Source organism: Kitasatospora sp. NPDC086801, from assembly GCF_044745805.1.
GTDB lineage: Bacteria > Actinomycetota > Actinomycetes > Streptomycetales > Streptomycetaceae > Kitasatospora.
The window spans coordinates 105,344-118,576 of the sequence record NZ_JBIVAX010000005.1 but is presented as its reverse complement, the minus strand read 5'-3'; the positions used below and the strand labels follow the sequence as shown (position 1 = coordinate 118,576).

10 protein-coding genes are annotated in these 13,233 nt (G+C 72.4%); all 10 read right to left on the bottom strand.

The genetic code is table 11. From position 1 onward, the window contains the following. Positions 1-10 precede the first annotated feature (10 nt). Positions 11-1,225, bottom strand: a complete 1,215-nt coding sequence (gene ftsZ, locus ACIPLC_RS09010; RefSeq protein ID WP_400472279.1) for a cell division protein FtsZ — start codon at positions 1,223-1,225, stop codon at positions 11-13. Between the two features lie 363 nt (positions 1,226-1,588). Next, complete coding sequence (locus tag ACIPLC_RS09005; RefSeq protein ID WP_400472278.1) at positions 1,589-2,365, bottom strand: cell division protein FtsQ/DivIB; 777 nt, start codon at positions 2,363-2,365, stop codon at positions 1,589-1,591. Beyond that, positions 2,358-3,464, bottom strand: a complete 1,107-nt coding sequence (murG, locus tag ACIPLC_RS09000; RefSeq protein WP_063347235.1) for an undecaprenyldiphospho-muramoylpentapeptide beta-N-acetylglucosaminyltransferase — start codon at positions 3,462-3,464, stop codon at positions 2,358-2,360. The genes ACIPLC_RS09005 and murG overlap by 8 nt, the downstream gene beginning before the upstream one ends. Positions 3,465-3,470: 6 nt before the next feature. Further along, positions 3,471-4,778: a putative lipid II flippase FtsW gene (ftsW, locus tag ACIPLC_RS08995; protein ID WP_400472277.1), complete on the bottom strand. Its 1,308-nt coding sequence runs from the start codon at positions 4,776-4,778 to the stop codon at positions 3,471-3,473. Between the two features lie 131 nt (positions 4,779-4,909). Next, positions 4,910-6,349, bottom strand: a complete 1,440-nt coding sequence (murD, locus tag ACIPLC_RS08990) for a UDP-N-acetylmuramoyl-L-alanine--D-glutamate ligase (protein ID WP_400472276.1) — start codon at positions 6,347-6,349, stop codon at positions 4,910-4,912. Next, entirely contained in the window at positions 6,346-7,407 is a 1,062-nt protein-coding gene (gene mraY / locus ACIPLC_RS08985; RefSeq protein WP_400472275.1) for a phospho-N-acetylmuramoyl-pentapeptide-transferase, read from the bottom strand. Before mraY ends, murD begins: the two co-directional genes overlap by 4 nt. Further along, positions 7,404-8,810 carry a UDP-N-acetylmuramoyl-tripeptide--D-alanyl-D-alanine ligase gene (gene murF, locus ACIPLC_RS08980; RefSeq protein ID WP_400472274.1) on the bottom strand — a complete coding sequence of 469 codons (1,407 nt, stop codon included), beginning with the start codon at positions 8,808-8,810 and terminating at the stop codon, positions 7,404-7,406. Before murF ends, mraY begins: the two co-directional genes overlap by 4 nt. Beyond that, positions 8,807-10,372, bottom strand: a complete 1,566-nt coding sequence (locus tag ACIPLC_RS08975) for a UDP-N-acetylmuramoyl-L-alanyl-D-glutamate--2,6-diaminopimelate ligase (RefSeq protein WP_400472273.1) — start codon at positions 10,370-10,372, stop codon at positions 8,807-8,809. Before ACIPLC_RS08975 ends, murF begins: the two co-directional genes overlap by 4 nt. A 93-nt stretch (positions 10,373-10,465) precedes the next feature. Beyond that, positions 10,466-12,658, bottom strand: a complete 2,193-nt coding sequence (locus ACIPLC_RS08970; protein WP_400472272.1) for a peptidoglycan D,D-transpeptidase FtsI family protein — start codon at positions 12,656-12,658, stop codon at positions 10,466-10,468. Then, positions 12,655-13,149: a hypothetical protein gene (locus tag ACIPLC_RS08965; RefSeq protein WP_400472271.1), complete on the bottom strand. Its 495-nt coding sequence runs from the start codon at positions 13,147-13,149 to the stop codon at positions 12,655-12,657. The genes ACIPLC_RS08970 and ACIPLC_RS08965 overlap by 4 nt, the downstream gene beginning before the upstream one ends. Positions 13,150-13,233: the final 84 nt, after the last annotated feature.

Genomic DNA, 13,233 nt, shown 5'->3' with positions numbered 1-13,233 from the left:
GCGTGATTGATCACTTAAGGAAGTCCGGGACGTCGAGCTCCTCGGCCGGGCTTTCGACGAACGGCTGCCGGACCGGCTGCACCTGCGGCGGCACCGGGGCGGCGGTCACGGTCTCGGTGGCACGCGGCGCGGAGTGGGTCTCCCCCTCCGAACGGGACGTCACCGAGCCGATGCTCCCGTAGGACGGCCGGGTGGCCGGGCGCTCCGGGGCGGCCGGCGGCGTGGCCGAGGCGGCCGGGGTGGCCTTGACCACCGGGTCGCGGACGATCGCCGGCGGCTGCCCGCCGTCGAAGCCGGCCGCGATGACGGTGACCCGGACCTCGTCGCCGAGCGCGTCGTCGATGACCGCGCCGAAGATGATGTTGGCCTCGGGGTGCGCGGCCTCGCTGACCAGCTGGGCCGACTCGTTGATCTCGAACAGTCCGAGGTCGGAGCCGCCCGAGATGGAGAGCAGCACGCCGCGGGCGCCGTCGATCGAGGCCTCCAGCAGCGGCGAGGAGATCGCCATCACGGCGGCCGCCTTGGCACGGTCCTCGCCGCGGGCCGAGCCGATGCCCATGAGCGCCGAACCGGCCTCCGACATGACGGACTTGACGTCGGCGAAGTCGAGGTTGATCAGGCCGGGGGTGGTGATCAGGTCGGTGATGCCCTGGACGCCCGAGAGCAGGACCTGGTCGGCCGAGCGGAACGCGTCGAGCACGCTGACCTGGCGGTCCGAGATGGACAGCAGGCGGTCATTGGGGATCACGATGAGGGTGTCGACCTCTTCGCGCAGGCTCGCGATGCCGTCCTCGGCCTGGTTGGCGCGGCGGCGGCCCTCGAAGGTGAAGGGGCGGGTGACCACGCCGATGGTCAGGGCGCCGAGCGAACGGGCGATGTTGGCGACCACGGGCGCGCCGCCCGTGCCCGTGCCACCACCCTCGCCCGCGGTGACGAAGACCATGTCGGCCCCCTTGAGGACCTCCTCGATCTCCTCGCGGTGGTCCTCGGCGGCCTTGCGGCCGACCTCGGGGTTGGCGCCGGCGCCGAGGCCCCGGGTGAGTTCACGGCCTACATCGAGCTTGACGTCGGCGTCGCTCATCAGGAGGGCCTGCGCATCGGTGTTGATCGCGATGAACTCGACGCCCTTGAGACCGACCTCGATCATCCGGTTGATGGCGTTGACACCACCGCCGCCGATTCCGACGACCTTGATGACTGCGAGGTAGTTCTGCGGTGCTGCCACGTCGAAGGCCTCTCGCCTCGAATTTCCGGGTCGGCCCGACCCGACGGGGGATCGTACCGACGGATGTCGATGGGTAGGGAGCCTGGTTTCTGACTGAATGTCCGAAATGCCGACCGCCGACCCCAACCCTAAACTTGACCTTTAGGGTTAGTCCTGTGCCTCCGTCACATCACCAGGGGGCACAGTCTGGTGACACAGGACACTAGGTGGCTCCAGGCACGTGTTTCAACGAACACGCCGAGCTTCCCTTTTTCTTTTGAGCCTATGTGATCATCGGTCGGCATATGAAACCGGGGTGACCACCAAGGGTCGGGCCGACACTTCACAGCGTCAACCCCTCCCTCAGGCACAGAACCTACCGGATCATCCCGACACCGCCGGCGCCTCCGGCGCACTCACGTCGAAGTTCGAGCCCTTCTGAGCCATCAACGCGACCAGGGTCCGGGCCTTGCGATCGGTCTGCTCCGGGCTCCCCCAGCGCACCGTCGCACCCCCGCTGAGCTGCAGCTGAATATCGTCGTACGAGTGCACCAGCACCGCTCCGGCCCGCTTCGCCACCTCGGGCGGCAGCCCGGCGGCCACCGACACCGCACCCTGCACCAGCTGCGAACGGGAGATCACCCCGTCCACGTCCTTCGCCTGCTGACTGAGCCGCAGTTCCACCACCGGCACCCCCTCCGGCGGGGCCGCCTCGGTGGCGAAGCTCACGCCGCCGGCATCCACCTGGGTGAACTGGCCGTCCTCCCCCTTGACGGCGGCCACCGCCGTGCGCTGGACGACCTTCACCTGCAGGGTGTGCGGCCAGCCCCGCCACACCTCGGCCTTCGCCACCCGGGGGATCGCCTCCACCCGGCGCTGGACGGCGTCCAGGTCCACCCTGGCCAGCGGGCCGTCGCCGACCCCGCCGATCGCCTCGCGGACCTGGTCCGCCGTCAGCTTCTCGTCCTTCGGTCCCTGGACCGCGACCTCGCGCACGTCCAGCACCGAGGAGAAGAACACCACCCAGGCCAGCACGCCCAGCACCGCAGCGCCGAGCACGCTCAGCACCACGATGCCCCGCCGGGAGAGCCGGAGCCGAGGAGCGGACTCCTCGGCCTCCAGCTCTTCCTCCAGCGGGTCGGCGAGCCGGCCGTCAGCCACGGCGGCGACCGCCGCGGGAGGCCTGGATCGCCTCGTAGACCATGCCGACCAGCAGGTCGTCGGCGTCCCGGCGGCCGAACTCGGCGGCGGCCCGGCTCATGTCCCACAGCCGCTGCGGGTCGGTGAGCACCGGCAGCACGTTCTGCAGCACCCACTCCGGGGTCAGCTCGGCGTCGTCCACCAGCAGGCCGCCGCCGGCCTTGACCATCGGCTGGGCGTTCAGCCGCTGCTCGCCGTTGCCGATCGGCAGCGGGACGAACGCGGCGGGCAGCCCGACGGCGGCCAGCTCGGCGACGGTCATGGCGCCGGCCCGGCAGAGCATCAGGTCCGCGGCCGCGTAGGCGAGGTCCATCCGGTCGACGTACGGCACCGCGCGGTACGGCGGCATCCCGGGGATGTCCTCGACCTGCGGCAGCTCGTTCTTCGGGCCGACGGCGTGCAGGATCTGCACGCCGTACTGCTGGAGCCGCGGGGCGATCGCGGTGACCACCTCGTTGAGCCGGCGCGCGCCCTGGGAGCCGCCGGAGACCAGCAGGGTGGGCAGCCGCTGGTCGAGGCCGAAGTAGTGCCGGGCCTCCGGCCGGGCGGCACCCCGGTCCAGGGTGGCGATGGTCCGACGCAGCGGGATGCCGATGTACCGGGAGTCGCGCAGCTTGCTGTCGGGCGTGGAGACCGCGACGAAGTCGGTGTAGCGGGCGCCGATCTTGTTGGCCAGGCCCGGACGGGCGTTCGCCTCGTGCACCACGATCGGCACACCGGCCCGCTTGGCAGCCAGGTAGGCGGGCATCGCGACGTAGCCGCCGAAGCCGACCACGGCGTCCGCGTTGACCCGCTCGATGATCTCCTGGGCGGCCCGGACGGTGCCGCGCAGCCGGCCGGGGACGGTGATCAGCTCGGGGGTGGGCTTGCGGGGCAACGGGACGGCCGGGATGAGCTCCAACTGGTAGCCGCGTTCCGGCACCAGCCGGGTCTCCAGTCCGCGCTCGGTTCCCAGGGCGGTGATCCCGATGGACGGGTCGTGCCTGCGGAGGGCGTCCGCGAGGGCCAGGGCCGGCTCGATGTGACCGGCGGTCCCCCCGCCGGCGAGTACGACATGCACCGAAATTCACCGCTCCCTGCGTGCCGACCCCGGGGCCGGGCGCGCTGTGGTTCGTCGTCGTGGCAGCACCCGGGCCAGTCGTCTCCTGATCCGGGAGTTCTTGCTCCGGGCGGCCAGCGCCGCCTTCGCGCCCGAGGTGCTGCGTGCCAGGCACAGCAGTACACCGATCGCGGACATGGCCGACAGCATGGCGGAACCGCCGTAGGAGAACAGCGGGAGCGGGACGCCCGCGATGGGCAGCAGTCCCAGCGCCGACCCCAGGTTGATCATGGCCTGCGCCATGATCCAGGTGGTGGCGGCTCCCGCGGCGTACCTGACGAAGGAGTCCTTCGTACCGATGGCCACACGGATACCCGCGTAGCCTAGTGCCGCGAAGAGACCGATCACCGACAGCGTCCCCACCAGGCCCAGTTCCTCGCCGGTCGCGGCGAAGATGAAGTCGGTGTGCGCCTCGGGCAGCTGGCCCCATTTCTCCACGCCGGCACCGAGGCCGGTGCCGAAGCCGCCGCCGAGCGCGAACGAGTAGACGCCGTGCAGTGCCTGGAAGCAGGCCCCGTCGGGGTCGGGCTTGGTGACGCCGATGCAGCCCAGGCGCTCCGCCCGGTGCGGGACGGTGATCACCAGCGCGGTACAGACGACCACGGCCACCCCGAGGGTGGCCACGAACAGCCGCAGCGGCGCGCCGACCATCCAGAGCAGCGCGAACAGCATCGCCACCAGGATCATCGAGGTGCCCATGTCGCCGCCGAGCATGATCAGCGCGAGCAGCAGCAGGGCGCCCGGCACCAGCGGGACGAGCAGGTGCTTCCAGGTGGTGAGGGTGCCGGCCTTCTGCTTGCGGGCGAGCAGGTCGGCACCCCAGAGCACCAGCGCGAGCTTGGCGAACTCCGAGGGCTGGAACTGGAAGAACCCGAAGTCGAGCCAGTTCTGGTTGCCGTTGATCCGCACCCCGATGCCGGGCACGGCGACCAGCGCGAGCGCGCCGATCACCCCGAACATCACCGGGTAGACGATCACCCGCAGCACCGCCAGCGGCACGGAGGCGAAGCCGATCAGCAGGACCAGGCCGAGGATGGCCGCGATCAGTTGCTTGAGGAAGTAGTACTGCGCCGAGTGGTGCTGGCCCAGGGCGAGGATCTGTGAGGCCGAGAAGACCATCATCAGACCGAGCACCACCAGCAGCAGCGTCGTGCCGATGATGAGGAGGTAGGGCGTGAGCGGCCGGTCCAGCCAGTACCGCACCCGGTCCCGGAAGGCCCGGACCCGGGCCAGCGGTCCGGCCGACTTGTACTTGGTCGTGGTGGCCGAGATCACGCGCCACGGCTCGGCGGCATCCCGCTCCGGTGCTCCGGAACCCGCCCTGCCCTGCCCAGCCACTCCCCGCTCACTCTCTCTTCACGGCTCACCCGCCTCCGGACCGCTCCGGCCCGGAACGGCCCTTCGGCTCACTCCCCGCGGTCCGCCAGCTGCCGGACCGCGGCGGCGAAGAGGTCGCCGCGCTCGCCGTAGTTGGTGAACATGTCCATCGAGGCGCAGGCCGGCGCCAGCAGCACCGTGTCACCCGACCGGGCCAGCGAGGCGGCCGTCCGGACGACCTCCGCCATCGCCACCGCGCCAGTCTGGCCCTCGGCCGCCTCGATCACCGGGACATCCGGAGCGTGTCGCTCCAGCGCCTCCCGGATCAGCGCGCGGTCCTCGCCGATCAGCACGGCCGCGCGCAGCCGCTCGGCCGCGCCCCGGACCAGGTCGTCGAAGGTCGCGCCCTTGGCCAGGCCGCCGGCGATCCAGACGACCGGCCGGTAGGCGGCCAGCGAGGCGGCGGCGGCGTGGGTGTTGGTGGCCTTGGAGTCGTCGATGTAGGTGACCTCGCCGACCACGCCGACCTCGGCGATCCGGTGGGCGTCCGGGCGGAAGGCCCGCAGGCCCTCCCGGACGGCCTTCGGCTCGACACCGTACGCCCGGGCCAGCGCCGCCGCGGCGAGCGCGTTGGCGATGTTGTGCGGGGCCGGCGGGTTGACGTCCTCGACGGCACCCAGCTCGGCCGCGTTCTTGGCCCGGTCGGCCACGAACGCGCGGTCCACCAGCAGCCCGTCCACCACGCCGAGGTTCGACAGGGCGGGCGCGCCGAGGCCGAAGCCGACCGCCCGGCAGCCCTCCTCGACGTCGGCCTCGCGGACCAGCGCCTCGGTGGCCGGGTCGGCCAGGTTGTACACGCAGGCGACGGTGTTGCCCTCGTAGATCCGGCCCTTGTCGGCGGCGTACGCCTCCATCGAGCCGTGCCAGTCGAGGTGGTCGGGGGCCAGGTTGAGCACGGCCGCCGAGTGCGGGCGCAGCGAGGGCGCCCAGTGCAGCTGGTAGCTGGAGAGTTCGACGGCGAGCACGTCGTACGGCTCCTCGGCGAGCACCGCGTCCAGCACCGAGACCCCGACGTTGCCGACGGCGGCGGTGCGCTTGCCGGCGGCGGTGAGGATCGAGGCGAGCATCTGGACGGTGGTGGTCTTGCCGTTGGTGCCGGTGACGGCCAGCCAGGGGGCGGGCTCGCCGGTGGCGGGCAGCGGCCTGCGCAGGCGCCAGGCGAGTTCGACGTCGCCCCAGACCTCGATGCCGGCCGCCGCGGCGGCGGCGAACAGCGGGCGGTCGGGCGCCCAGCCGGGCGAGGTGACGATCAGCCGGGTGCCCTCGGGCAGGCTGTCGCCGTCGCCGAGGCGGACGGCGACGCCCAGCGCCTCCAGTTCGGCGGCGCGGGCGGTCAGGCCCGCGCCGCTGCCGCCGTCCACCACGGTGACACGGGCGCCGAGGCCGTGCAGGACGCGCGCGGCGCTGATGCCGGAGACGCCGAGCCCGGCGACGACGACGGGCAGGTTCACAAAGTCGGGGTTCGTCATCCGGTCCGGTATCCCGCGTAGAAGAGGCCGAGGCCGACGGCCACGCAGAGACCCTGGATGATCCAGAACCGGACCACGACCAGGACTTCGCTCCAGCCCTTGAGTTCGAAGTGGTGTTGCAGTGGCGCCATCTTGAAGACGCGCTTGCCGGTCATCCGGAAGGAGCCGACCTGGATGATCACCGACAGGGTGATGATCATGAAGAGGCCGCCGAGCAGGATGAGCAGGAACTCGGTGCGGGAGCAGATCGCCAGACCGGCCAGGGCACCGCCGAGGGCGAGCGAGCCGGTGTCGCCCATGAAGATCTTGGCGGGCGAGGTGTTCCACCACAGGAAGCCGAAGCAGGAGCCCATCAGGGCGGCGGCGACCACCGCGAGGTCCAGCGGGTCGCGGACGTCGTAGCAGCTGACGGTCGCGGTGACGGAGTAGGCGCAGCTCTGCCCGTACTCCCAGACGCCGATGAAGGTGTAGGCGCCGAAGGCCATCACCGAGGCGCCGGTGGCGAGGCCGTCCAGACCGTCCGTCAGGTTCACGCCGTTGGAGGTGCCGGCGATCATGAGGTAGGCGAAGATGACGAACAGCACGGGGCCGATCGACCAGCCGTAGTCCCGGACGAAGGACAGGTGCTGGGAGGCCGGGGTGAGCCCGCGGTCGTCCTGGAACTGCAGCGCCAGGACTGCGAAGCCGAGGCCGATGATGGACTGGCCGGCCAGCTTCGCCTTGGCCCGCAGACCGAGCGAGCGGCGCTTGACCACCTTGATGTAGTCGTCCAGGAAGCCGACCAGGCCCAGACCGGCCGTCAGGAAGAGCACCAGCAGGCCGGAGGCGGTCGGGCTCTCGCCCGTTATCGCCTTGGTCGCGAAGTAGGCGATCAGGGTCGCCAGGATGAAGGCGATGCCGCCCATGGTGGGCGTGCCCTTCTTGCTGTGGTGCGCCTTCGGCCCGTCGTCGCGGATGTACTGGCCGTAGCCCTGCCGGGCGAGCAGCTTGATCAGGGCGGGGGTACCGGCCAGCGACAGGATCAGGCCGATCATGCCGGAGAAGAGGATCTGCTTCATCGGGCGGCCACACCGTCCGAGAGGAGGGCCTCTGCCACCTTCTCCAGCCCCACCGAACGGGACGCCTTCACCAGGACCACGTCCCCTGGCCGCAGCTGACTGCGCAGCAGCTCGACCGCCGCGTCCGCGTCGGACACCAGCACCGACTCCTCACCCCACGAACCTTCGTTCCTCGCGCCGAGTTCCATGCAGGCCGCCTCGCGTCCGCCGACCGCCACCAGCTTGGTGACGTCCAGTCGAACGGCGAGCCGCCCGATGGCGTCGTGCTCGGCCAGGCTCTCCTCGCCGAGCTCCCGCATCTCGCCGAGCACCGCCCAGGTGCGACGGCGCTCCGGGCCGCGTCCCCCCATCGAGACCAGCGCCCGCAGCGCGGCCCGCATCGAGTCGGGGTTCGCGTTGTAGGCGTCGTTGACGACGGTGACACCATCGGCCCGGTCGACGACCTCCATGCGCCAGCGGGACAGCGCACCCGCTTCGCCCAGGGCGGTCGCGGTGTCGTCGACGGACATCCCGAGCTCCACCGCCACCGCAGCGGCGGCGAGGGCGTTCGAGACGTGGTGCTCACCGTACAGGCGCAGCTGCACGGGCGCGGAACCGGCCGGGGTGGTGAGCGTGAAGGATGGCCGTCCAGCGGCGTCCAGACGAACGTTCGTCGCCCGGACGTGGGCATCCGGGGATTCCCCGAACAGGACCACCTTCGCCCTGCTACGGGCCGCCATCGCACGCACCAGCCGGTCGTCCGCGTTGAGGATCGCGGTGCCGTCGGCGGGCAGCGCCTCGACGAGTTCGCCCTTGGCCTCGGCGATCGCCTCCTGCGAGCCGAACTCGCCGACGTGCGCGGTGCCGACGTTCAGCACCAGGCCGATCCGGGGCGGGGTGATCGAGGTGAGGTACTCGATGTCGCCCTTGTGCCGGGCGCCCATCTCCATGACCAGGTGCCGGGTGCCGTCCTCGACCCGCAGCGCGGTCATCGGGTGGCCGATCTCGTTGTTGAGCGAGCCGGGCGGGTAGACCGTGTCGCCGAGGCGCTGGAGCAGCTGGGCGATCAGGTCCTTGGTGCTGGTCTTGCCGGCCGAGCCGGTCAGCGCGACGACGGCGGTGCCCTCGGCGCGGGCGACCACGGTCCGGGCCAACTTGCCGAGCGCGTCCACCACACTGTCGACCAGGACGGCGGGCACGCCGACCGGGCGGGAGGCCAGCACCGCGACGGCGCCGGCCTCGACCGCGATGGTGGCGTAGTCGTGGCCGTCCACGTGCTCGCCGGCGAAGGCCGCGAACAGGCCGCCGGGGCGCACCTTCCGCGAGTCGACCTCGACCGGGCCGGTCACCAGGGCGCCGGGGTCGGCGCCGTCCAGGGTGCCCCCGACTGCGGCGGCCACCTCGGCGAGGGTCAGTGCGATCACTGCTGCTCTACTCCTCGGTCGCCCCGGGCGACCGTGGTCTGCGTGATGGATTCGCGCAGCACCTCCCGGTCGTCGAAGGGGCGGATCTCGTCTCGTACGTACTGGCCAAGTTCGTGGCCCTTGCCGGCCACCAGCACGGTGTCCCCGGCCTGGGCGCGGGCGACGGCGATCCGGATCGCCTCGGCCCGGTCGGGGACGACCAGGACGGTCCCGCGCTCGGCCTCGGGCACCGCGGCGGCGCCGGTCAGCATGCTGGCGAGGATCGCCAGCGGGTCCTCGCTGCGCGGGTTGTCGCTGGTCAGCAGGGCGGTGTCGGCGAGCCGGGCGGCGATGGCGCCCATCGGGCCGCGCTTGTGCGGGTCGCGGTCGCCGCCGCAGCCGACGACGACGTGCAGCCGGCCCTTGGTGACCTCGCGCAGCGAGCCGAGGACGGCCTGCAGGGCGTCCGGCTTGTGCGCGTAGTCGACCACGGCGACGAACGGCTGTCCGGCGTCCACCCGCTCCAGCCGGCCCGGCACGCCCGGCACCGCGGCGACGCCGGCCACGGCCCGCTCCAGCGGCAGGCCGGCGGCGACCAGCAGGGTGATCGCGGCGAGCGCGTTGGCCACGTTGAACGGGCCGGGCAGCGGCACGGCCGCGTCGGCCTCGGCGCCGTCCGGGCCGAGCACCCGGAAGGTGGAGCCGACCGGGCCGAGCTGGACGTCCACGGCCCGCCAGTCGGCCTCGACGGCACCGGTGGCGGAGAAGGTGGTCACCGGGATCTTGGCCTCGGCGGCCAGCCGGCGGCCGTACTCGTCGTCCACGTTGACCACGCCGTGGCGGGACTTGCCGGGCTGGAAGAGCCGGGCCTTCGCCTGGAAGTAGTCCTCCATGTCCGGGTGGAAGTCGAGGTGCTCAGGGGTGAGGTTGTTGAACAGGGAGACGTCGTACGCCACCCCGTCGGTGCGGCCGTAGACCAGCGCGTGGCTGGAGACCTCCATGGTCACCGCGTCCGCGCCGCGCTCGGCCATCACGCCGAGGATCGCGTGCAGGTCGGTGGCCTCGGGGGTGGTGCGCTCGCTCTTGATCCGCTCGTCGCCGACCCGCATCTCGACGGTGCCGATCACCCCGGGGGCGCGCCCGGCGCCGAGCAGGCCGCCCTCGACCAGGTAGGAGGTGGTGGTCTTGCCGTTGGTGCCGGTCAGCCCGAGCATCAGCAGCCGCTCGGAGGGGCGGCCGTAGACGGCTGCCGCGAGCTCGCCCATCCGGGCCCGCGGCCGGTCGACGACCAGCAGCGGCAGGCCGGTGCCGGCCGCCAGTTCGGCGCCGGCCGGGTCGGTGAGCACGGCCACCGCGCCGGCGTCCGCGGCCTTGGCCGCGAAGGCCGCGCCGTGGTGGTTGGCGCCGGGGAAGGCCACGTACACGTCGCCGGGGCGCACCGCCCGGGAGTCGTGGGTGACGCCGGTGACGCGGCCCCCCTCGACGGGCTCAAGGCCCAGCTGGCGGGCCAGCTCGGCGAGCGGCAGGGCGGCGGTCGCGGCCGGGCGGGGCGGACTCACGGTGATTTGATCGGGTTTCGGCACGGCGGGAAGGCTATCCGCCGAAGGGTGCCCAGGGCCAAACCGGCCCTTCGCCGCGCCGCCGCCCAGCCCGACCCGCTCGTTGCTCATGCTCGCTCACGGCTTCCACTCGACGGGCAGGTTGGGCGCCTGGCTGCCGCTCGGCGGGACCTGCATGGTCTTCAGGGTGAACTCCATCACCTGCTTGAACACCGGGCCGCACAGCTGGCCGCCGAAGTGGCCGTTCACCGGCCCCTGGAGGGTGCAGGAGACGGTGTACCGGGGGGCATCGGCGGGGGCGAAGCCGATGAAGGAGGCGGTGTAGCCGTCGTAGCCGACGCCGTTGGCGGCCCCCCGGTTGGCGGTGCCGGTCTTGCCGGCGACCCGGTAGCCGGGGATGGCGGCCTTGCCGCCGGTGCCCTGCTCGTCGTCGACGACCGACTCCAACATCGAGGTGAGGGTCTTGGCGGTCTCTTCGCTGACCACCCTGGTCTGCTCGCCCGGCGGGGTCGCGGTGTACTTGCCGTCCGGGCTGGTGGTGCCCTGGACGATGCTGGGCGCGACCCGGACGCCGCCGTTGGCGATGGTCGAGTAGACCGAGGTGGCCTGCAGCGCGTTCATCTGCATCGGGCCCTGGCCGAAGGAGGTGTTGTACTTCTCCGAGGCGACCAGGTCCTCCGGCTTCTTGAGCTTCCCGGCCGTCTCGCCGGGGAAGTTCAGGCCGGTCGGCTGGGCGACGCCGAACTTGCGCATGTAGCTGTCCAGGACCTGGTTGGCCTTCAGCTGGTCGCCGTCGCCGAGGGTCTCCATGGCCTCGATGGTGCCGATGTTGGAGGACTTGGCCAGCACCCCGGCCAGGGTCAGGTACCAGGTGTCGTGCTTGACGTCGTCCTTGAACTGCTGGCCGGCCCGGACCAGCGGGTAGGGCACCGTGACCTTGGTGTCCCAGGTGGCCTTGCCAGTGTCCAGGACGGCTCCCAGGGTCATCAGCTTGGCGGTGCTGCCCGGCTCGTACGCGTCGACCAGCGCGGCGTTGCCCATCTGGGACTGCTTGGCGGTGCTCAGGTCGTTCGGGTTGAAGCCGGGCGCGGTGGCCATCGCCAGGACCTGACCGGTCTTCACGTCCTGGACGACGACGTAGCCCTTCTCCGCCCCGGAGTTGGCGACCTGGTCGGTGAGCGCCCGCTGGGCGGCCCACTGGATGTCCCGGTTGATGGTCAGCTTCACGTCGGTGCCGGGCACGGCCGGGTCCATCGAGCCCCCGGCGGTGGGCACCAGTCGGCCGCCCGCCTGGGCGTAGCTGCTGTGCCCGTCCTTGCCGGCCAGCTGCTTCTGGTACTGGAGCTCCAGGCCGCCGGCGCCCTCGCCCTCGCCGTTGACGAAGCCGACCAGGTTGGCGGCCAGCCCGTCGGCGGGGTAGATCCGCTTCTGGGTGTCCCGGTTGAACACCCCGGCCAGCGGGTTGGCGCACTCGTTGTCGACGCGGGTGCGCCCGCCCTGGTCGGCGGGCTTGTTCAGCAGCCGCTTCTGGGTCTGGCAGGCCCGCGAGCCGGCCTGCTTCTCCAGGCCCGCCTTGAGGTCGCTGATCTGGCTCTTGGCGGCCGGGGTCTGCTGGGCGGCGAGCCGCTTGTAGCGGGTCTTGGGGGTGTGCAGGTCGGCGGCGATCTTCTCCTTGGGCAGGTTGAGGATCGGCGCCAGCAGGGCGGCCGCCTGCTCCGGGGCGTCCGGGATGCCGGTCGCCGCCGGGGTGAACATCGCCGGGTCGGCGGTGATGTCGTACGCGTCGACGGTGGCGGCCAGCGCCACCCCGTCGGAGGACGTTATCGAGCCGCGCTCGGCGGTGATCGGGATGTTCAGGTAGCGGTTGGTGTTGGCGTCGGCGGCCAGCGCGTCGGAATCCAGCAGCTGGAGCTGCACCAGGCGGCCGGCGAACACCGAGAACACCAGCGACATCACCACGGTGATCACCCGCAGACGGCGCTTCGGTTCGGCCAGCCGGAGCGCCTTGGGGCGCAGCGGGCGGCGCGGCCGGACGGCGGCCTGGCTCCGGGCCGGCGGACGGCCCTCGGGGCGGCGCTGCTGCGGTGCCCGGGGCGTACGGGCGGCGGCGGCCCTGGCGGGCTGGCCCTTGGCCGACTGTCCCTTGACGGGTTGTCCCTTCGCGGGCTGCCCCTTCGCGGGCTGCCCCTTCGCGGGCTGGGCCTTGCCGGCGGACTGGCCGCGCGGCGCGGCCGCACGGGGCGCAGCGCCCTTGGGCGGCTGGCGGCGGCCGTTGCCTGAGCCGCCGGACGGCTGACGTGGCGTGCTCATCGGCCCGCACCTCCGGTCGACGGCGCGGCCGGGGAGGCCGGGTTGATCTGGACCACGGAGTCACCGGCCGTCGCCGCCGGGCTCGGTGCGCCCGAGGGCGCAGCCGCCGGGGGCGCACCCGTCGGGGCACTCGGCGCCGGCTGCTTCGCCGGCCACGGGTCGACCGTCGAACGCTTGACCGGCGGGCTGTCCTGCGCCGGTCCGGGCGTGCCGATCACCTTGCCGCCGTTCGGGACGTCCAGGAAGGCCATCCCGCCGGCCGGGACCATGCCCAGTTCGGCGGCCCGCCGGGCCAGCGCGTCCGGCGCCGAGCTCTGGTCGATCTGGTGCTGGAGGCCCTGCTGTTCGTCGGTCGCCACGGTGGTCTGTTTCTGCAGCCGGGACAGTTCGAAGGAGCCCTCGTTGAGCGCCGTGTTCAGCGCCAGCAGCCCGAGCAGCCCCGCGGCGAGCAGCACCACCACGAGCACCGCGAACGGCGTGCGCCCCCGCACCGGACGCCGCCCCGGCCGGACCGTGATCCGCGCCCTGCCCTGTCCGGGGAACGATCCCCGCCCCGCCCGGACCTCACCGGCCAC

Excerpts from the sequence above, each read along its gene's own strand:
- ACIPLC_RS08970 (WP_400472272.1), bottom strand. The coding sequence starts at position 12,658 with ATGAGCACGCCACGTCAGCCGTCCGGCGGCTCAGGCAACGGCCGCCGC.
- murD (WP_400472276.1), bottom strand. The coding sequence starts at position 6,349 with ATGACGAACCCCGACTTTGTGAACCTGCCCGTCGTCGTCGCCGGGCTC.
- mraY (WP_400472275.1), bottom strand. The coding sequence starts at position 7,407 with ATGAAGCAGATCCTCTTCTCCGGCATGATCGGCCTGATCCTGTCGCTG.